The sequence below is a fragment of the Polymorphospora sp. NPDC051019 genome (assembly GCF_040683055.1).
Classification (GTDB): domain Bacteria; phylum Actinomycetota; class Actinomycetes; order Mycobacteriales; family Micromonosporaceae; genus Polymorphospora; species Polymorphospora lycopeni.
Genome location: NZ_JBFBCH010000010.1, coordinates 229,045 through 249,771, shown reverse-complemented (window position 1 = coordinate 249,771; position 20,727 = coordinate 229,045). Strand labels below are relative to the sequence as shown.

The window sequence follows — 20,727 nt, the reverse complement described above, 5'->3', positions numbered from 1 at the left end:
GCGGGCGGGTCAGACCGCCGCGACCGCTGCCGGCTCGGCGATGCAGGCGGTGCCGATCCGGCGGAAGCCGACCCGGAGGTAGACCCGGGCCACGTCCTCGCTGCCCGCCGAGAGGAACACCAGGCCGGCGCCGCTGTCCAGGGCCTGCCGGGCGAGTGTCGCGGTGACCGCGGCGGCCAGCCCACGGCGCCTCGCGGCCGGCAGCGTCGCCACCCCGGCGATCTCGGCGACGTCGCCGACCCGCTGGTACATGCCGGTGGCGAGCGGACCGGTCGACGGCGTACCGGCGACGGCGTACGCGCGCCGTCCGGAGATGATCCGGGTCCGGGCCTCGGTGACCGCCTCGTCCGTCGGCCGCTGCCGGGCGGCGTCCCGTTCGGCGGCACCGACCGGGCCGGCCGCCACGCCCGGCGTACCGAATCCGACCGCGGCGACCGCCGCCGACGACGAGAGGTCGTCGGCGAAGCCGGCCGCCTCGACGTCGAGCAGGCGTACGGGCACGTCCGACAGCGTGGCCGGGGCCGGCAGCGCGGCCGGGTCGAGCACCATCAGCGGTGCCTCCAGCACCGACAGCCCCGCCGAGCGGGCCACCGCGAGCAGGTCGGGATCGTGGTCGTGCACCCATTCGAACGCCTCGGGCAGGCCGAGGTCGCGCTGCCGTGCCCGGGCGGAGGTGATGTCGGCGGCGGACGGCGGCTCCGTGGCGCCGGGCCGCGGCCGGGCGTAGAACGGCCATCCCGCACCGTCGCGGACGAAGAGCACCAGTCCGCCGAAATCCTCGGTGTGGGCCACGTCCCGGGGAACCGCGTCGTAGAAACGCTCCAGCCGGTCGAAGATGTCGCCTTCCAGGTGGGTCACCGCGCGAGACTACCTGTCCCAGATCCTGGAAGTGTGATCAATCCGGCCTGGTGAAGTCAGGTGACCCCTAACGTAGACTCAAATATCCGCCCAGGGCCGACGTCGTCCCGACCGTGAACCAACGTGACTGACGACAGGAGGCCCGGTGGCTTCTTCGCACCCTCAGAGCCGGCCGATCCGCCCCGGTGGACCCGCCCAGGGGCTGTACGACCCGGCATACGAGCACGACGCCTGCGGGGTCGCGTTCGTCGCCGATCTGAACGGCCGCCGGTCGCACGCCGTGGTCGCCAAGGGCCTCTCCGCGCTCTGTCGGCTCGATCACCGGGGTGCCCGTGGCGCGGAACACAACACCGGCGACGGCGCCGGCATCATGCTCCAGGTTCCCGACGCGTTCCTGCGCGACGTCGTCGACTTCCCGCTCCCGCCGCCCGGGCAGTACGCGACCGGCCTGGCCTTCCTGCCCGACGACGACGGGGCCGCCGCCCGGGCCGCCACGATCCTCAACAAGTACGCCCTGGTCGAGGGCGCGGAGATCCTCGGCTGGCGGGACGTACCGGTCAACGCGGACGACCTGGGGGAGACCGCCCTCGCCGCCCGGCCCCGGATCCGGCAGGTGTTCCTCGCCGCCGAACGGCTCACCGACTCGCCCGCCGGGCCGGCCGGCTCGGCCCTGACCGGCCTCGACCTGGACCGGGTCGCGTTCTGCGTACGCAAGCGGGCCGAGCGGGAGACCGCCGAGCGCGGCATCCCGGTCTACTTCCCGTCGCTGTCCGCGCGCACCATGGTCTACAAGGGCATGCTCACCCCGGACCAGCTTCCGGCGTTCTTCCCGGACCTGACCGACGAGCGGGTCGCCAGCGCGATCGCCCTGGTGCACTCCCGGTTCTCCACGAACACGTTCCCGTCCTGGCCGCTGGCGCATCCCTACCGGTTCATCGCCCACAACGGCGAGATCAACACGATCCGCGGCAACAAGAACTGGATGAACGCCCGCGAGGCGCTGCTGGCCAGCCCGAACATCCCCGGCAACATCCGGCGGCTGTTCCCGGTCTGCACCCCGGACGCCTCCGACTCGGCCAACTTCGACGAGGTCCTCGAACTGCTGCACCTGGCCGGCCGCAGCCTGCCGCACGCCGTGCTGATGATGATCCCGGAGGCGTGGGAGAACGACCCGGACCTGGATCCGGCCCGGCGCGCCTTCTACCGCTTCCACGCCAGCCTGATGGAGCCGTGGGACGGCCCGGCGTCGGTCGCGTTCACCGACGGGTCGGTCGTCGGCGCCGTACTCGACCGCAACGGGCTGCGGCCGGGCCGCTGGTGGCGCACCAGCGACGGCCTGGTCGTGCTCGGCAGCGAGGCCGGCGTGCTCGACCTCGACCCGGCCACCGTGGTCGCCAAGGGCCGGTTGCAGCCCGGCCGGATGTTCCTGGTCGACACCGCCGCCGGCCGGATCGTGCAGGACGACGAGATCAAGGCCGAGCTGGCCGCCGCGCAGCCGTACGACCAGTGGCTGCACGCCGGCCTGATCGACCTCGCCGACCTGCCCGAACGCGAGCACACCGTCTACACCCACGACTCGGTACGGCGCCGCCAGCAGATCTTCGGCTACACCGAGGAGGAGCTGAAGATCCTGCTCGCCCCGATGGCCCGCAGCGGCGCCGAACCGCTGGGCTCGATGGGCACCGACACCCCGATCGCGCCGCTGTCCACCCGGCCGCGGCTGCTCTACGACTACTTCCACCAGCTCTTCGCCCAGGTCACCAACCCGCCGCTGGACGCCATCCGCGAGGAGCTGGTCACCAGCCTCCAGGCCACCATCGGCCCGGAGGCCAACCTGCTCGCCCCCGGCCCGGCGAGCTGCCGGCAGATCGTGCTGCCGTACCCGGTCATCGACAACGACGAGCTGGCCAAGCTGCTGTCCATCGACGACGACGGCGACCTGCCGGGCTTCAAGGCGGTCCGGGTCTCCGGGCTCTACCGGCTGCGTGACGGCGCCGCCGGCATCAAGGCCCGGCTGACCGAGATCTGCCGGCACGTCTCCGAGGCGATCGAGGACGGCGTACGCATCCTCGTGCTCTCCGACCGCGACTCCACCGCCGAGCTGGCCCCGATCCCGTCGCTGCTGCTCACCGCGGCCGTGCACCAGCACCTCGTACGCGAGCAGACCCGCACCCAGGTGGCGCTGATCGTCGAGACCGGCGACTGCCGCGAGGTGCACCACGCGGCCGTCCTCATCGGCTACGGCGCCGCCGCGGTCAACCCCTACCTGGCGTTCGAGTCGGTCGAGGACCTGATCGCCACCGGCGCGCTGCCCGGCGTCGCCCCCAACAAGGCGGTCCGCAACTACGTCAAGGCGCTCGGCAAGGGCGTCCTGAAGATCATGTCCAAGATGGGCATCTCCACGGTGTCGTCGTACTGCGGAGCCCAGGTCTTCGAGGCCGTCGGCCTGGAGAACACCCTGGTCCGGCGCTACTTCGCGGGTACGCCGAGCCGGATCGGCGGCGTCGACCTCGACGGCATCCACGCCGAGATCGCCGCCCGGCACGCGACCGCCTACCCGGCCGGCGGTGCCGCCGGGGCCGACGACACGCACCGCCGCCTCGACGTCGGCGGCGAATACCAGTGGCGCCGCGAGGGCGAACTGCACCTGTTCAACCCCGAGACGGTGTTCCTGCTCCAGCACGCCACCCGCAGCCGCCAGTACGAGGTCTTCAAGAGCTACACCGCCAAGGTCGACGAGCTGGCCGGGCGGGCCGGCTCGCTGCGCGGCCTGTTCACCTTCCGCGACGGGCTGCGCCCGCCGGTGCCGCTCGACGAGGTCGAGCCGGCCAGCGAGATCGTCAAGCGGTTCGCCACCGGCGCGATGTCGTACGGCTCGATCTCGGCCGAGGCGCACGAGACCCTGGCCGTGGCGATGAACCGGCTGGGCGGCAAGTCCAACACCGGCGAGGGCGGCGAGGACGTCGAGCGGCTGCACGACCCGGAGCGCCGCTCCGCGGTCAAGCAGATCGCCAGCGGCCGCTTCGGCGTCACCAGCGAATACCTGGTCAACGCCGACGACCTGCAGATCAAGATGGCGCAGGGGGCCAAGCCCGGCGAGGGCGGCCAGCTTCCGGGCAACAAGGTGTGGCCGTGGATCGCCAAGACCCGGCACGCCACCCCGGGCGTCGGCCTGATCTCGCCGCCGCCGCACCACGACATCTACTCGATCGAGGACCTGGCGCAGCTCGTCCACGACCTCAAGTGCGTCAACCCGGCCGCCCGGGTGCACGTCAAGCTGGTCTCCGAGGTCGGCGTCGGCACCATCGCCGCCGGCGTCGCCAAGCTCAAGGCCGACGTCATCCTGATCTCCGGCCACGACGGCGGCACCGGCGCGTCACCGCTCAACTCGCTCAAGCACGCCGGCACCCCGTGGGAACTGGGCCTGGCCGAGACCCAGCAGACGCTGCTGGTCAACAAGCTGCGCGACCGGGTGACGGTGCAGGTCGACGGGCAGCTCAAGACCGGTCGCGACGTCGTCGTCGCCGCCCTCCTCGGCGCCGAGGAGTTCGGCTTCGCCACCGCCCCGCTGATCGTCGCCGGCTGCGTCATGATGCGGGTCTGCCACCTCGACACCTGCCCGGTCGGCATCGCCACCCAGAACCCGGTGCTGCGCGACCGCTTCACCGGCAAGCCCGAGTTCGTGGAGAACTTCTTCCTCTTCCTCGCCGAGGAGGTCCGCACCATCCTCGCCGACCTCGGCTTCCGCTCGGTCGAGGAGGCGATCGGCCGCACCGAGGTCCTCGACGTGCTGCGGGCCGTCGACCACTGGAAGGCGCAGGGCCTGGACCTGTCGCCGGTGCTGCACCTGCCGGACGTCCCGCAGGACGCGGCGCGGCGCGGCGTCCGCGCCCAGGACCACGGCCTGGAGAAGGCGCTCGACAACGAGCTGCTCGCCCTGGCCGCCCCGGCCCTGTCCGCCGGCACCCCGGTGCGGGCCACCGTCGCCGTACGCAACGAGCACCGCAGCGTCGGCGCGATGCTCGGCGGCGAGGTCACCCGCCGCTTCGGCGGCGCCGGCCTGCCCGAGGACACCATCGAGTTCACCCTCGACGGCACCGCCGGCCAGTCGTTCGGCGCCTTCCTGCCGCGCGGCGTCACGCTGCGGCTGCGCGGCGACGCCAACGACTACGTCGGCAAGGGCCTGTCCGGTGGCCGGATCGTCATCCGCCCCGACGCCGGCGCCCCGTTCGTCGCCGAGGACCAGATCATCGCCGGCAACACCATCCTGTACGGCGCCACCGGCGGCGAGATCTTCCTGCGCGGCCGGGTCGGCGAGCGGTTCGCCGTACGCAACTCCGGCGGCGTCGCGGTCGTCGAGGGGGTCGGCGACCACGGTTGCGAGTACATGACCGGCGGCACCGTCGTGGTGCTCGGCCCGACCGGGCGCAACTTCGCCGCCGGCATGTCCGGCGGGGCCGCGTACGTGTGGCGGCTCGACCCGCGCCGGGTCAACCCGGAACTGGTCGAGCTGACCCCGCTGACCGACGCCGAACAGGTCGTGTTGCGCGAACTCGTCGAACGGCACCGCACCGAGACCGGCTCGGCGGTCGCCGAGGCCCTGCTCAAGCGCTGGACGGAGGCGGTCGAGGAGTTCACCGCCGTCGTACCGCGTGACTACAAGCGTGTGATCGAAGCGATCCGGACCGCCGAAGCCGCCGGCCGTGACGTCGACCAGGCCGTCATGGAGGTGGCCCGTGCCTGACCCGAACGGATTCCTGCGCTACGGCCGGCGGATGCCCGCCCGGCGTCCGGTGCCGGTCCGCATCTCCGACTGGCGGGAGGTCTACCCGTCCGCCCCGGACGAGCTGATCACCGAGCAGGCGACCCGCTGCATGGACTGCGGCATCCCGTTCTGCCACGACGGCTGCCCGCTCGGCAACCGCATCCCGGACTGGAACGACCTGGTCCGTACCGGGAGCTGGGCGAGCGCGATCGAGTCGCTGCACGCCACCAACAACTTCCCGGAGTTCACCGGGCGGCTGTGCCCGGCGCCGTGCGAGGCGGCCTGCGTGCTCGGCATCGCCGGCGGCGAACCGGTCACCATCAAGCAGGTCGAGGTCGAGATCGTCAACCGGGCCTTCGACCTCGACCTGGTCGCCGCGCAGCCGGCCCCGGCGCCCACCGGCCGGTCGGTCGCCGTCGTCGGCTCCGGCCCGGCCGGTCTCGCCGCCGCCCAGCAGCTCGCCCGGTCCGGTCACCGGGTGACCGTGTACGAGCGCGACGACGAGATCGGCGGCCTGCTGCGGTACGGCATCCCCGACTTCAAGCTGGAGAAGGAGCACATCGACCGGCGGCTGGCCCAGCTGGCCGCCGAGGGTGTCGTCTTCCGCACCGGCGTGAACGTCGGCGTCGACGTCACCGCCGACGGGTTGCGGGCCGAGCACGACGCGGTGCTGCTCGCCTGCGGCGCCCTCGCCGGCCGGGACACCCCGGAGACGCCGGGGCGGGCGCTGCGCGGCGTACACCAGGCGATGGAGCACCTCGTCGCCGCCAACCGCGTCGTCGCCGGAAAGGACGCGACCGCGCCGATCGACGCCGCCGGCCGGCACGTCGTGATCATCGGCGGTGGCGACACCGCCGCCGACTGTCTCGGCGTCGCCCACCGGCAGGGCGCGAAGTCCGTCTACCAGCTCGACCAGTACCCGCTGCCGCCGGCGGCCCGCGACGAGGCCCGCGACCCGTGGCCGACCTGGCCGTGGATCCTGCGCGAGTACGCCGCCCACGAGGAGGGCGGCGAGCGGATCTTCGAGGTGGCGGTCCAGGAGTTCGTCGACGACGGCACCGGCGCGGTCCGCGCCGTCCGGATCGCCCAGGTCACCGTCGGGCGGCGGGACGGCCGCCGGGTCGTGACCGTGGTCCCCGGGTCGGAGCGGGAACTCCCCGCCGACCTGGTGCTGCTGGCGATCGGCTTCGAGGGCACCGAGCCGCAGCCGCTGCTGGAACAGTTCGGGGTGGCGCGCAACGCGCGTGGTGCCGTCGACACCGACGCGACGTGGCAGGCGGCCGACGGGGTCTTCGTCGCCGGTGACATGCACCGCGGCGCCTCCCTGATCGTCTGGGCGATCGCCGAGGGCCGGGCGGCCGCCGCCGCCATCCACGACCACCTGGGCGCCCCCACCCCCCTGCCCGCCCCGGTGACCCCCACCACCAGAGCCCTGACCCCCAGCTAGATCCTCCGACCGACCGCCTCTCCCGCCCCGCCCGCCCCGCCCGTGATCCGCGTGATCAGGGACCGGGGCGGGCGTGTCGTCGGCGTGCCGTGGGTCAGAGTCCCTGATCACGCGGATCACGGCGGTCCAGCGGCGTGGGGGAGCGGGCGCGGGACCTTTGGCCGGTACGGTGCTTCGGTTAGTGTGCTCGTGACTACGCAGCCGTGATCATGGGTGGGGGTACGGGTGGGCAGGCTCGCGACCACGTACGAGCAGGCGGTCGCGGCCCACCGGAAGGCCCGGGAACACCTCGACCGGGCCCGGGCGGCGCTGGCCGCCCCCGGCCGGCCGGGCGACACCGCCGCCGCGGCCGACACCGTCGGCCGGCTCGCCCGGGTCGGCACCACGCTGGCCAACCCGACCCCGGGCGCCGCCGACCTCACCACCGCCCCGGTCCCGGTCCGGCTCGGCGAGGCGACCACCCCGGACGGCCCGTTCCCCGCCGTCGTCCCGCTCGCCGGCGGCCACCACCTCGCCATCGACACCGACGGCCGGGACCCCCGCGTCGGCGGGCTGCTGCGCGCCCTCATCCTGCGGCTGCTCGCCACCGCAGCCCCCGGCACCGTACGGGTGGCCGCGCTGGACACCGCCGCCCTCGGCGCGACGTTCCTGCCGCTGCGGCCACTGGTCGACGCCGGCGTGCTCGCCCCGCCCGCGACCACCGAGGCCGAGGTCGGCGACCTGCTCGACGCCGCCGAACGGCACGCCCGGGCCGCCCAGCACGACCACGGCGGCGACCCTTCGGCCACCGCGGCGGCCGGCGCCCGTGGCGAGCTGCTGCTGGTCGTCGCCGCCAACCTGCCGCCCGGCCGGGAACTGGCCCGGCTGGCGGCACTGACCCACGCCGGTCCGGCCGCCGCGGTCTGCGTACTGCTCGCCGGCTACCCGGCCGGCGACGCGCCGCCGCCGCTCGGCGCGACCACCCTGGTCCGGCTCGACGACTCCGCCGCCCGGGTCGGCGACCCGCCCGGCCAGCCGTTCAGCACCGACGGCTCCGGGCTGGCCGCGCCGGTCACCCTCGACGGCGACCCGCCCGCCGGCTCGGTACGCGCACTCGCCGAGCACCTGGCCGCCGCCACCCGGCAACACTCCACGACCGACTTCACCGACCTGCTGCCGCCCCGCCGCTGGACGGAGTCGTCGCTGACCGGGCTGCGTACGATCGTCGGCCGGTCCGGCCGCCAGCCGGTGACCCTGGCCTTCGACGACGCCACCCCGCACTGGCTCGTCGGCGGCCGTACCGGCTCCGGCAAGACCGTCTTCCTGCTCGACGTCCTCTACGGGCTCGCCGCCCGCTACGGCCCGGACCAGCTCTCCCTCTACCTGCTCGACTTCAAGGAAGGCGTCAGCTTCACCGAGTTCGTACCCACCGACCGCGACCCGTCGTGGATCCCGCACGCCCGCGCCGTCGGGATCGAGTCCGACCGCGAGTACGGCGTCGCCGTGCTGCGCGAACTGCGCCGCGAACTCAACCGGCGGGCCGCGGCACTGAAACGTCACGGCGTCACCAAGCTCGCCGACCTGCCCCGCGACCGGTCGGCGCCGCGCGTCGTCGCCGTCGTCGACGAGTTCCACGTCCTCTTCGCCGGCAACGACGCGGTGGCCCGCGAAGCGGTCGCCCTGCTCGAGGAACTGGCCCGCAAGGGCCGCTCGTACGGCATCCACCTGGTGCTGGCCAGCCAGAGCATGTCCGGCATCGAAGCCCTCTACGGAAAGATCGACTCCATTTTCGGGCAGTTCCCGCTGCGGGTGGCGCTGCCCGGCGGCAACGGGGTGCTGCACCAGCTCAACGAGGCCGCCGGCACCCTGCCGGTCGGCTCCGCGGTCGTCAACGCCTCCGCCGGCCTGGCCGGCGCCAACACCGTCGTCCGCTTCCCCGACGCGCACGCCGGCACCGGTGCCGTCACCCGGCTGCGCCACGAACTCTGGGACGCCCGGCCGGCCGGATCGCGACCGCCCGCCGTCTTCCGCGGCTACGACGCCGCCCACGTCGAGGACGACCCCACGTTCCGCGGCCTCCAGCCCGGCGGCCGCCGCCCGCTGGCGCTGGTCGGCCGTACCGTCGACGTCGACCTGACCGCGGCCTGCTTCGCGGTCGACACCAGCCCCGGCCGGCACCTCGGCGTCGTGGGCACGTCGGCGGTCGGCGCCGCGGTCCTGCACGCCGCGGCCGTCAGCGTCGCCCGCCAGCACGAGCCGGGTACGGCCCGGTTCCTGCTGGCCGCGCTGGTCGCCGCCGCCGACGAGGTCGCCGACCGCTGCGCCGACGAGCTGGCCGCGGCCGGGCACCCGGTGACCCGGATCGACGCGAACGGGCTGCGCGACGAGCTACGTACCCTGGCGGAGCCGGCCGGACCGGCGACCGGCCGCACGTTCGTCGTGGTGTTCGGCATGGACGGCGCCAGCGGCGTGCTCGGGCTGCGCGACGACACGTTCCGGTCCGGGCTCGACGACCTGCAGGCGGTGCTGCGCCGCGGCCCCGCCCACGGAGTGCACCTGTTCGGCTGGTGGCGCGGCCTGCGCCGGCTGTCCGAGGACATCGGCGGCGCGCAGAACCGTGACGACGTCGCCTGCCTGGTGGCGCTGAACGTGCCCGGCGGGGAACTCGGGCTCTATCTCGGCGCGCCCGACCTGTCGTACGCGCCGCGCCCCAACCGGGCCCTGCTGGTCGACCGGCACGACCAGCGGACCCGGCTGATCGTGCCGTTCGTACGGCCCGGACACGAGCTGGACGAGGAGCGGTAGGTGTCGACCTTCGAGGAGTACGCCGCACTGGCCCGTCACCTGTCGGAGCTGCGCCGGGCCGGGGAGCGCGACGCCGCCGCCGACACCGCCCGGCGGGCCGCGACCCGGGCCGCCGCCGACCAGCTCGGCCACCGTCTCGACGCACAGGAGCAGCGGCTGCGCCACCTCGGCCGGGCGGCCGGCCGGCCCGACCCGGTGCCGGCGGTGCCGGCGGCGCCGGCCGGCGGTGCCGGGCCGGACGCCCCGGCGGGCGGTCACCCGCGGTATCCGGTCGCCGCGACCGGCTACCCGGCCGGTGCGGGACCGGACCCCACCGGACCGGGGCCGGTCGCCGCGCCGCGGTATCCGGCCGGCCGGCCGGAGCCGGCGAAGCCCGGGCAGCTGCCACCGCCGGCCGGCTACCCGGCGCTGCCGGCCGCGCTGGTACCGGGGCCCCGCCCGCCGCTGGGTGCCGACGGTCTCGTCGCCGGAGCCGACCCGGACGCGGAACTGGAGTCCGCCCGGCAGGCCGCCGACGTCGCCGACGCCGCCGCGCACACCGGCGAGCAGATCGCCCGGCGGCCGCCGCTGCTGCCGTCGTGGTCGCCGTTCGCCCGGGCCGCCGCCGTCTACGCGGGCTGTGCCCTGCTCAGCCTCGTGCCGATGTTCCTGCTGGAGATCGGTGCCGGGCTCGGCGCGGTCGGCACGTTCACCCTCTACGCCTGGACCTGCGCCGGGCTGCCGGTGCTGGCGTTCTTCGCCGGCTACCTCGTGCTCGGCCGCTGGGGCCGGCCACCCGGCGTCGACGAGACCCCGTCCCGGTACGTCCTCGTCGGCTTCGCCCTCTGTCTCGTCCTGCCCGTCCTCGCCTACTGCGGGTACGTCGTCGCACTGCGTACCGTCTTCGGCGGCTGACCACGACCCGGCCGGCGGACCCGCCGGTCCGGCACCGGGGCGGGCCGGCTCGGGCGGTGACCACGTCGGTCCGGCCGCCGTGCCGGGCGGGCGGTCCGGTGTCGACCGGTCGGGCACCGGGGCGGAAACGCACCGTAGGGCGGTTTTCCCGGGGGGTGTGGTGGCCGACACCGCGGTGACGGCGAGGAGTAGGCTTTCCGGTGCGGTCACCGATGCCCGCCGGCACCGGACCGACGGCACCGCCGTACCGGCCGCCGCCCCGACCAGTGCCGTGCCGACGGCGATGGTGTCCGAGGGCAGTGTGTCCCGGTGGCGCCGTCACCCGCCGACAGTTCCGCCGTCGACCCGGGTGCCGCTGGCCGACACCGGGTCGCGGGAGCGCCGGTGACGACGCCGGGCAGTGCCGATTCCGACCGGTGTGGCGACATCCGGTCACGTGTGCACCATCCGGTGTTGGATAGGTGTTCGGATATCCGACAAGGGCCGGTCGTGGGACCGGTCCGGGGGAGAGACTAGCCTGATGGGCGTGACACGCCGTGCAAAGATCGTCTGCACCCTTGGCCCTGCCACTTCGTCGCCGGAACGCATCCGCGGCCTGGTCGAAGCGGGCATGGACGTGGCCCGGCTCAACTTCAGCCATGGCAGCCACACCGACCACGAGCAGGTCTACCAGCTGGTACGCCAGGCCGCCCGCGCCGCCGGCCGGGCCGTAGCCGTCCTCGCCGACCTCCAGGGGCCCAAGATCCGCCTCGGCCGGTTCGCCGACGGGCCGCACGAATGGCGCACCGGCGACTCGGTCGTGATCACCAGCGACGACATCCTCGGCACCGCCGACCGGGTCTCGTGCACCTACCGCAAGCTTCCGCAGGAGGTCCGCGCCGGCGACCGGCTGCTCATCGACGACGGCAAGGTCGGCGTCGAGGTCACCTCCGTCGCCGGCAACGACATCCGCTGCCTGGTCGTCGAGGGCGGACCGGTCTCCAACAACAAGGGCGTCTCGCTGCCCAACGTCGCCGTCAGCGTGCCGGCGCTGTCCGACAAGGACACCGAGGACCTGCGCTTCGCGCTCGGGCTGGGCGCCGACCTGATCGCCCTGTCGTTCGTCCGTTCGCCCGAGGACATCAAGCTCGTCCACGGCATCATGGACGAGGTCGGCATCCGCCGGCCGGTGCTCGCCAAGGTCGAGAAGCCGGAGGCGGTCACCCACCTGGAATCGATCGTCGACGCCTTCGACGGCGTCATGGTCGCCCGCGGCGACCTCGGCGTCGAACTCCCGCTCGACCAGGTTCCCCTGGTGCAGAAGCGGGCCGTGCAGCTCTGCCGGGAGAACGCCAAGCCGGTCATCGTCGCCACCCAGATGCTCGACTCGATGATCGAAAACTCGCGGCCGACCCGCGCCGAGGCGTCCGACGTCGCGAACGCCGTACTCGACGGCGCCGACGCCGTGATGCTGTCCGGCGAGACCAGCGTCGGCAAGTACCCGGTCCTGACCGTCAGCACCATGGCCAAGATCGTCCACACCACCGAGTCCGGCTCGATCGGTGTCCCGCGCCTCCAGCACGACCCGCGCACCCACGGCGGCGCGCTCACCGTCGCCGCATCCCAGATCGCCCGCAACATCGGAGCCAAGGCGCTGGTCGCCTTCTCCCAGACCGGCGACACCGTACGCCGGCTCTCCCGGCTGCACTGCGAACTGCCGCTGCTCGCCTTCACCCCGGTCCCCGAGGTACGCGACCAGCTCGCCCTCTCCTGGGGCGTGGAGACGTTCCTCATGCCGTTCGTCCAGCACACCGACGACATGTTCCGCCAGGTCGACCAGGCCCTGCTCGGCCTCGGCCGGGCCAACCCCGGCGAATACGTCGTCATCGTCGCCGGCAGCCCGCCCGGCACCCCCGGCTCCACCAACACCCTGCGGGTGCACCAGCTCGGCTCACTCGTCGACGCGGCGGCGGCCCGGGCCCTCCAGTGACCCCCGGTGGTCCCGTCACCGGCGCCGCCGCCGTCGAGCAACTGCTCGAACTGCTCGACCTCAGGCGGCTCGGCGACACCACCTTCCTCGGGACGAGCCCGCCCGTAGGCCCGCTACGGGTCTACGGCGGGCAGGTCGCCGGCCAGGCCCTCGTCGCCGCCGGGCGCACCGTCGACCCCAGCCGCCACGTGCACTCCCTGCACGGCTACTTCGTCCGTCCCGGCGACCCCACCGAGCCGATCGAATACCAGGTCGAGAACATCCGCGACGGCCGGTCCTTCTCCGTACGCCGGTCCGTCGCCGTCCAGCACGGCAAGACGATCTTCTTCATGTCGGCGTCGTTCCAGCACCCCGAAGAGGGCCTCGACCACCAGACCCCGCTGCCGCCCGACGTACCCGGGCCCGACGAGGTCCCCACGATGACCGAGCGGCTCGCCCGCTATCCCGAACGGCTCGGCATCTGGGGCCAGATCCCCCGCCCGATCGACGTCCGCTACGTCGGCGAACCCGGCTGGGTACGCCCCGGCGACCGGCCCGCCGAACCCAACCAGCGGGTCTGGATGCGGATCGACGCCAAGCTCCCCGACGACCCGCTCCTGCACGCCTGCGCGCTGACGTACGCCTCCGACCTGACCCTGCTCGACGCGGTCCTGTCGACCCACGGCGAGGTCTGGGGCCCGGGCGGTGTCGCCGGCGCCAGCCTCGACCACGCCCTGTGGTTCCACCGGCCGTTCCGCGCCGACGAATGGTTCCTCTACGACTGTGCCAGCCCATCGGCGTCCGGCGGCCGCGGCCTCGCCACCGGCCGCATGTTCGGCCCCGACGGCCGACACATCGCCAGCGCCGTACAGGAAGGGCTGGTCCGCCGTGAGCAGGGACGACCACCGCAAGTAGGGTGACGCCATGCGTCTCTCCGCCCGGGTCGACTATGCGCTGCGCGCGACCGCCGAACTCGCCGCCGCCGCCGACCCCGCCTCCGGGCGACCCGGAGCGCCGGTGACCGCCGACCAGATCGCCCGGGCACAGGAGATCCCGCCGAAATTCCTGGAGAGCATCCTGCTGCAGCTCCGCCGCGGCGGCATCGTGCACGCCCAGCGCGGCCCCGAAGGCGGCTACTGGCTGGCCCGGCCCGGCGCCGAGATCACCCTCGCCGACGTGATCCGGGTGATCGACGGGCCCCTCGCCCACGTACGCGGGCAGCGCCCCGAGGAACTCGGCTACCGGGGCGCGGCCAGCGCCCTCCAGGAGGTCTGGATCGCGCTGCGCGCCAGCGAACGGGAGATCCTGGAGACGGTCACCATCGTCGACGTGGCCACCGGCAAACTGCCCGAACGGATCCGCGACCTCGTCGCCGACCCGCGCGCCTGGACCTGACCGGCCCCGCGGCCGGCCGGCACGAGACGCCGCGGCCCCGCCCGGCCGGGCGGGGCCACCCGCCACTCAGCCGGCCAGCACCGCCGCCGCCTCCGCACTGATCAACCGCCACGCCTCCTCGACGTGCGACGCCCGCGTCTGCGGCGCACCCACCGCCAGCCGCAGCGCGTACGCACCCCGCACCCGGGTGTGCGTCAGATAGATCCGGCCACCCGCGTTCACCCGGGCCAGCAGCGCCGCGCTCGCCGCGTCACCATCCACCCCGTCCGCGTCCCTCAGCCGGAAACACACCAGCGAGAACGGATGCGGCGCCACCACCTCGAACCGGTCGTCGGCGCGTACCCGCCCGGCGAAGCCGGCCGCCATCTCGACCCCACCCCGGATGTGCTCCCGCAACCCCTCCGCCCCGTACCAGCGCAGCACGAACCACAGCTTCAGCGCCCGGAACCGCCGCCCCAACGGCACCTGCCAGTCCCGGTAGTCGAGCACCGCACCGGACTCCGAGGCCGCGTTACGCAGGTATTCCGGCAACACCGTCAGCGCCTCGACCAGCTCCGCCCGGTCGGCCACCCAGAACGCGTCACAGTCGAAACCCGTCAACAACCACTTGTGCGGATCGAAACAGTACGAGTCCGCGTACTCCAACCCCGCGTGCGTCCACCGCAACTCCGGGCAGACCGCCGACGCCCCCGCGTACGCCGCGTCGACGTGCAGCCACACCCCGTACTCCCGGCAGATCGCCCCGATCGCCGGGATCGGGTCGACCGCCGTCGTCGACGTCGTACCGATCGTCGCCACCACCAGCGCCGGCCGGGCCCCCGCCGCGATGTCGGCCTCGAGCATCGACCGCAACGCCGCCGGATCCATCGCCAACGTACGGTCGTCGACCTCCACCGGCCGCACGTTGCCGTCCCCGATCCCGGCGATCCGGGCCGCCTTCTCGATCGACGAATGACCCTGCGTCGACGTGTAGACGGTGTAGCGGCCCTCCACGCCGTCGCCGCGCCACCGCCCCTTGCTCGCCCGGTGCAGCGCCGCCAGCGTCGCGACCAACGTCGCCGACGACGCCGAATCCTGGATCACCCCGCCACCGGTCCCCGACGACCGGAACCGCGCCGGCAGATCCAGCAGATCCGCCAGCCAGTCCAGCATCACCGTCTCCACCTCGGTGCACGCCGGCCCGGTCGCCCACAACATCCCCTGCACCCCGAGCCCCGAACTCACCAGGTCGCCGAGCACACTCGGCCCCGAGACGTTGGCCGGGAAATAGCCGAAGAAGCCGGGATGCTGCCAGTGCGTCACCCCCGGCATGACCACCGCGTCCAGATCGGCCAGAATCCGGTCGAAGTCCTCACCGCGCTCCGGCGCGGCGGACGGCAACCGGCCGGCGACCGCGCCGGGCTGATCCAGGGACAGCACCGGGCGCCGCTCCAGCGACGCCCAGTAGTCGGCGATCCAGTCGATCACCGCATGCCCGTTACGCCGGAACTCCTCGGCGTCCATGTGAGTGGTCATGCCTGAAGTCGATCAAAATCCGGGTGCCCCGATCAAGGCCCGGGGCCGTCCGCGCCGGTGGAAGCGAACAAACCCCCACCGGCACGGCGCGGCACATACACACCGCGACGACACGTGGCCACCGATCCGGCCGGCACACACCATGCGCCCAGGCGCACCATGCGGCCGGCACACCCGAACCGGTCACGACCACGCGCGTCGAACCACCACCGGATACGAGACTAGGCCGCGACCGGGACCAGCCGGTGTCACCCAGATGAAGATCATGTTTCGCTCCACCCCACCGGCCACCCCGGACTCACCCCTCCCGCCGCAACCCACCCACGACCTTCTCGGCGACCAACTCGAACGACCGCACCCGGTCCCCGATGTCGTACACCATCGTCGTCAACATCAACTCGTCGGCGGCCGTACGCGCCAACAGATCCGCCAACTGCCGCCGTACCGTCTCCGGCGAACCCACCGCCTGACCCCGCTGCCGCTCCAACGCGAAGTCCCGCTCCAGATCCGAGTACGGATACGCCGCAGCCTCCTCCGGCGACACCAGCGGCTCCGGCCGCCCCGACCGCAACCGCAGGAACGACAACCCGCTCGGCCCCGCCAACCACTGCGCCCGCTCGTCGGAATCCGCGCAGATCGTGTTCACCGCCACCATCGCGTACGGCTTCTCCAACCACCGCGACGGCCGGAAACCGTCCCGGTACAACGCCAGCGCCGGCTCCGTGTTCGCCGCGCTGAAATGGTGCGCGAACGAGAACGGCAACCCCATCAACCCGGCCAGCCGCGCACTGAACCCGCTCGACCCCAGCAACCAGATCGCCGGCCTGTCACCATCACCCGGCGTCGCACTCGTGCCCCGCCGCCGCTCGCCGTCGAAATAGGCGATCAGGTCCTCCAACTCCTGCGGAAACGCCTCCGCCGACAACCCCTCCATCGTCCGCCGCAACGCCAGCGCCGTCACCTGGTCGGTCCCCGGCGCCCGCCCGATCCCGAGATCGACCCGCCCCGGATGCAACGCCTCCAGCGTGCCGAACTGCTCGGCCACCACCAGCGGCGGATGGTTCGGCAGCATCACCCCACCCGAACCCACCCGGATCGACGACGTCGCCGCCGCCAGGTGCGCGATCAGCACCGCCGGCGCCGAACTGGCGATCGCCGGCATGTTGTGGTGCTCCGCCACCCAGAACCGGTGGTAACCGAGCGCCTCGGTACGCCGGGCCAGCTCGGTCGTGTGCCGTAGCGCCTCACCGGCGCCCGCCCCGGCCGCGACCGGGGCAACGTCAAGGACAGACAGGGGTACGTCGAGAGGTACGTCGTTCACACGCCTTGCCAACCCCTCCGGCACCCGGTTTCTTCCGGAACCGGCGCGGTGGATTCCCGCCGCGCCCGTCCCCGGCCCCGCCGCGCCCGCTTCCGGCCCCGCCGTGCCCGTCCCTGATCACCGTGATCAGGGACGGGCACGGGCGACACGCCGGCGACACGCGGGACCAGATCCCTGATCACGCGGACCGTCACGCCTTGGCGCTGTCCGCCATCGGCGGCTCGGCCGGGGCGCTGCCGTTGGCCGGCGTCCCGGCCGGCATGCCCTCCTTCGACAGCTCCGGGGCCGCCATCCGGGTGGTGGTGATCGTCGGCCGGGTCAGCAGCGGCCCCTTCGACTCCGCGCCCGGCACCGGTACGGCCGCCAGCCGCGCCTTCTCCGCCGAGAACTCCGGATCGCTGAGCTTGCCCCGGTCGTGCAGGTCGGCCAGCAGCCGCAACTGCTCGGCGCGGTTCTGCGCCGTGTACTGCGGGCCGTGGTCGGGCTGCCGCACCGGCCGCTCAGGTGCCGGGCCGGCGGCCGCCGCGGTCTCCCGGGCCGGCCGGAAGAGCAGGTAGAGCAGGGTGCCGACGAACGGCATCAGCACCACGGCGACCATCCAGCACGCCTTCGCCAGACCGGACACGTCCGTACGCCGGAAGATGTCGACGATCGCGAAGCCCCAGACCAGCAGCAGCGGTATGAAGATGATCAGTAGCCAGAACGCTTCCCAGAAGCCGATTCCCTCGGACATGGTTTCCCCCTTTGCGTCTACCGCGAAGCTAACGCTGGGCAGTCCGATAGGAGAGGATTATTCACAGATGTCAGGGACGTTGACCCGGCGCGCCCGCGACACCAGTCAGGACTTCGGCCCGACATGCCGGTCGAGCGCGGCGACCGCGTCCCGGCGGGCCACCGACAGCGAGTCCGGCCGGTTCATCCGCCAGGCGATCCCGAGCAGGTCCAGTGCCCAGCGGCAGAGGCCCAGGATGTCGGCCGACCGGTTCGTGAACAGGTATCGCGGATACGAGTACTCGCGACCCGCCCGGCGTACCCGGTTGTCGATCCGGCAGCCGTCGGAGTGGAAGAGGCCGCGCAGGAAGTCGCCCGGCCGGTCCGCGACGACCCGGCGCTGCCACTCGGCGAGCACGATCGGGCGCAGATGCTTCGGTCCGGGGCCGTGCTGGGGCAGCAGGCAGGGCCAGTGCTTCCCGTAGCTCTGCACCGCGACGTAGCCCTCCTTGCGTACCCGCTGGACCCGGTTGGCGAGCACCGCCAGCATCGCCCGCTCGCACAGGTCGACCAGCCGGGGATAGGCGTCGGCGCAGGCGATCCGCAGGACCGGAACCCGGGCCGAGGGCACCAGGTAGCCGTCACCGAGGTAGAGCCCCAGGAGGTAGGCGTACGCGGCGGGGTCGTCGGGGGAGCCGTTGCCGGTCGACCCGGCCCGGCACCGGAAGCACCGGTCGGCGGTGACCCGCCGGTCCGGGGTGGCCGCCTGGCGGCACCAGTATGTGACCGTCCCGCGTGGCACGCCCAGCGCCCGACCGATCGACGCCATGGAGTGCCCTTCGGCGTGGAGCCGGCGGGCCTTCTCGCGAATGGCTGGCGGGTGCACGGCTGCAGCATGGCAGCCACATGACGTCTATGGTGCCCCCGGTGGGAGTCGAACCCACACTGTCGGAGGTTTGAGCTCCGTCTCTCTGCCGGTTGGAGTACGGGGACCTTCGGGATGAAGCTTCGCCATCGTACCCACTACGCTGATGGCGGCGACACCCGACTGGCCGGGTGTCGATGGGCAACGTGGGGGTAGGGCTTCGTGGCCGAGACGCAGGCGGGTGCCGAGCGCAGGCGGGTGCTGATCGCCGAGGACGAGGCGCTGATCCGGCTCGATCTGGCCGAGATGCTCGTCGAGGAGGGCTACGACGTGGTCGGCGAGGCCGGCGACGGCGAGGCGGCCGTGCGCATGGCCGAGGAACTCAAGCCCGACCTCGTCATCCTCGACATCAAGATGCCGATCATGGACGGGCTGGCCGCCGCGGAGCGGATCGCCGGCGGGCGGATCGCCCCGGTGATCATCCTGACCGCGTTCAGCCAGCGTGACCTGGTGGAGCGGGCGCGGGCGGCCGGTGCGATGGCCTACCTGGTGAAGCCGTTCCAGAAGAGCGACCTGGTGCCGGCGATCGAGGTGGCGCTGTCGCGTTACTCCGAGATCGCGGCGCTGGAGTCGGAGGTCGCCGGCCTCACCGACCGGCTGGAGACCCGCAAGGTCGTGGAGCGGGCCAAGGGCGCGTTGATGACCACGTACGGGATGACCGAGCCGCAGTCGTTCAAGTGGATCCAGCGCACCGCGATGGACCACCGGATGACGATGCGCGAGGTGGCCGAGCGGATTCTCGCCGAGGGCACCGGGCAGACACCGGCGGCCGGGGCCGGCGAGACGACCGGCGCGAGCTGATCCGGATGGGCCGCCGGCCGGCTCCACGGGGGAGTCGCCGGCGGTTGGTGGCGGCCCTGCTCGCCGGGGTGCTGCTCTGCGCCGGCGCGTGTGCCGGCTCGTCGGACGACGACGGGCCGGTGCCGGTCCGCTGGCAGCGCGGGACGCTTCCGGTGCCGGACGGGACGCCCGGCCGGGTCGTCGTACGGGACGTGACCGCCTGCGGTGACCGCTGGTACGTCGTCGGCGCGGTGGAGGCGGCGGACGGTGAGACCCGGCCGGCGGCCTGGGTCAGTGCCGACGCGGGCACGTGGTCGCCGGTCGGGGTGGCCGCCGAGAGCTTCTACGGCCAGCGGGCGGTGCTGTATTCGGTCGGGTGCCGCGACGGTGTGGTCGCGGTGGTGGGGGCGCGCAGCGGCGGGGTGCACGGCAACCCGCGGGTGGTCACCTGGCGGCAGGTTCCGGACGGTTCGCTGGTCGAGGTGCCGGCGCCGTTCGAGTTGTACGGCGGTGCCGAGGCCCGCAATGTCGGCCGGATCGCCGGTGGTGCCGGTGGTTGGCTGATCGCCGGCAACCGGGTGTCGGGTGCGGCGGTGTGGAGTTCGCCCGACGCGGCCGGGTTCGAGTTGCGGGCCGGGCTGCCCGGGCTGGCGTCGGACGACCGGGGGGTCACCTGGGCGTACGACGTGGCGGCCGGGCCGGCGGGCTGGGTGCTGGCCGGGGCGGTGACGGCGGGGGCGGACGCGGCGGTGGTGTGGGTTTCGCCGGACGCGATGGCGTGGACCCGGGTCGGGTTGCCGGGCGACGGGGCGCGGGAGCGTCCGCAGCGGGTGGTGGTGACGGCGGCCGGGCCGGTGGTGGTCGGGGTGCGTGGGGCGTCGTTCGGGGCCTGGCGGGCGGAGGACGACCGTTGGGGGCGGTGGCGGGCGGTGGGCCGGTTCGGCGCCGGTGGGGCGGGCGGGGCGGTGCAGGCGGTGGCGCCGCTGGCGGCGGGGCTGCTGGTGGTGACGTGGGACAGCGGCCGGCACGGGTTGTGGGTGTCGCCGGACGCGGGGGATTCGTGGCGGGCGTTGTCGGGGCCGGACGACCTGCCGGCCGGCGGTGACCGGTCGGCCGGGGTCGCGGCGTCCGGTGGGCGGGTGGTGCTGGTTGTCGACGACGGCCGGGAGGGGCGGCTGTGGGTGGCGCCGGCGGTGTGACGGCGGGACGGCTGTCGGCCCTGCGTATGGGCGTCATACGCCCTGGAAGTCCGGGTGCGTATTACACGCGTAACATCGATCTGAGCACTGCACGTAACGGTTAGGTCAACGCCACTCGCTAGACCTTACGGGCCGCCCGTGTAGTGGGATAACGTCCCGCCCCAGACCGGGTTAACGGTCGGGCT

The 20,727-nt window shown here is 73.5% G+C and carries 15 protein-coding genes and 1 tRNA gene; 10 read left to right on the top strand and 6 right to left on the bottom strand.

What is annotated here, in order from left to right:
• Nucleotides 1–9: 9 nt before the first annotated feature.
• On the bottom strand, nt 10–858 hold the full coding sequence (locus AB0M79_RS19960) for a GNAT family N-acetyltransferase (RefSeq protein WP_364215526.1): 849 nt from the start codon (nt 856–858) through the stop codon (nt 10–12).
• A gap of 145 nt (nt 859–1,003) precedes the next feature.
• On the opposite strand from AB0M79_RS19960, the gene gltB reads away from it, so the two are divergent.
• From gltB to AB0M79_RS19920, 8 genes are all read left to right on the top strand, one after another.
• Nucleotides 1,004–5,602, top strand: a complete 4,599-nt coding sequence (gltB, locus tag AB0M79_RS19955) for a glutamate synthase large subunit (RefSeq protein ID WP_364215523.1) — start codon at nt 1,004–1,006, stop codon at nt 5,600–5,602.
• Nucleotides 5,595–7,070, top strand: a complete 1,476-nt coding sequence (locus tag AB0M79_RS19950) for a glutamate synthase subunit beta (protein ID WP_364215520.1) — start codon at nt 5,595–5,597, stop codon at nt 7,068–7,070. The genes gltB and AB0M79_RS19950 overlap by 8 nt, the downstream gene beginning before the upstream one ends.
• A 225-nt stretch (nt 7,071–7,295) precedes the next feature.
• Nucleotides 7,296–9,854, top strand: coding sequence for an FtsK/SpoIIIE domain-containing protein (locus AB0M79_RS19945; protein ID WP_364215517.1), 2,559 nt, complete (start codon nt 7,296–7,298; stop codon nt 9,852–9,854).
• Nucleotides 9,855–10,748 (top strand): hypothetical protein, encoded by an 894-nt coding sequence (locus AB0M79_RS19940; RefSeq protein WP_364215514.1) that lies wholly within the window; start codon nt 9,855–9,857, stop codon nt 10,746–10,748.
• A 160-nt stretch (nt 10,749–10,908) separates the two neighbouring features.
• Nucleotides 10,909–11,136, top strand: a complete 228-nt coding sequence (locus AB0M79_RS19935; protein ID WP_364215511.1) for a hypothetical protein — start codon at nt 10,909–10,911, stop codon at nt 11,134–11,136.
• Between the two features lie 132 nt (nt 11,137–11,268).
• Entirely contained in the window at nt 11,269–12,717 is a 1,449-nt protein-coding gene (gene pyk / locus AB0M79_RS19930; protein WP_364215508.1) for a pyruvate kinase, read from the top strand.
• Nucleotides 12,714–13,616: an acyl-CoA thioesterase II gene (locus AB0M79_RS19925; protein ID WP_364215505.1), complete on the top strand. Its 903-nt coding sequence runs from the start codon at nt 12,714–12,716 to the stop codon at nt 13,614–13,616. The genes pyk and AB0M79_RS19925 overlap by 4 nt, the downstream gene beginning before the upstream one ends.
• 4 nt (nt 13,617–13,620) lie before the next feature.
• Entirely contained in the window at nt 13,621–14,091 is a 471-nt protein-coding gene (locus AB0M79_RS19920; protein ID WP_364215502.1) for an Rrf2 family transcriptional regulator, read from the top strand.
• A gap of 66 nt (nt 14,092–14,157) precedes the next feature.
• Here AB0M79_RS19920 and AB0M79_RS19915 read toward each other — a convergent pair whose 3' ends face one another.
• From AB0M79_RS19915 to AB0M79_RS19895, 5 genes are all read right to left on the bottom strand, one after another.
• Nucleotides 14,158–15,606 carry a pyridoxal-dependent decarboxylase gene (locus AB0M79_RS19915; RefSeq protein WP_364215499.1) on the bottom strand — a complete coding sequence of 483 codons (1,449 nt, stop codon included), beginning with the start codon at nt 15,604–15,606 and terminating at the stop codon, nt 14,158–14,160.
• Between the two features lie 298 nt (nt 15,607–15,904).
• Nucleotides 15,905–16,927 (bottom strand): LLM class flavin-dependent oxidoreductase, encoded by a 1,023-nt coding sequence (locus tag AB0M79_RS19910; protein WP_364215496.1) that lies wholly within the window; start codon nt 16,925–16,927, stop codon nt 15,905–15,907.
• A gap of 190 nt (nt 16,928–17,117) precedes the next feature.
• Complete coding sequence (locus tag AB0M79_RS19905; RefSeq protein ID WP_357540792.1) at nt 17,118–17,660, bottom strand: PLD nuclease N-terminal domain-containing protein; 543 nt, start codon at nt 17,658–17,660, stop codon at nt 17,118–17,120.
• 105 nt (nt 17,661–17,765) lie between these two features.
• Nucleotides 17,766–18,467, bottom strand: coding sequence for a transcriptional regulator (locus tag AB0M79_RS19900; protein ID WP_364215492.1), 702 nt, complete (start codon nt 18,465–18,467; stop codon nt 17,766–17,768).
• Nucleotides 18,468–18,554: 87 nt separating this feature from the next.
• Nucleotides 18,555–18,631: transfer RNA gene (locus AB0M79_RS19895), tRNA-Leu, on the bottom strand.
• A gap of 94 nt (nt 18,632–18,725) precedes the next feature.
• Here AB0M79_RS19895 and AB0M79_RS19890 point away from each other — a divergent pair.
• Both AB0M79_RS19890 and AB0M79_RS19885 read left to right on the top strand, forming a co-directional pair.
• Nucleotides 18,726–19,364, top strand: a complete 639-nt coding sequence (locus tag AB0M79_RS19890; protein WP_357540796.1) for a response regulator — start codon at nt 18,726–18,728, stop codon at nt 19,362–19,364.
• A gap of 44 nt (nt 19,365–19,408) precedes the next feature.
• Nucleotides 19,409–20,542 carry a hypothetical protein gene (locus AB0M79_RS19885; protein WP_364215488.1) on the top strand — a complete coding sequence of 378 codons (1,134 nt, stop codon included), beginning with the start codon at nt 19,409–19,411 and terminating at the stop codon, nt 20,540–20,542.
• Nucleotides 20,543–20,727 lie beyond the last annotated feature (185 nt).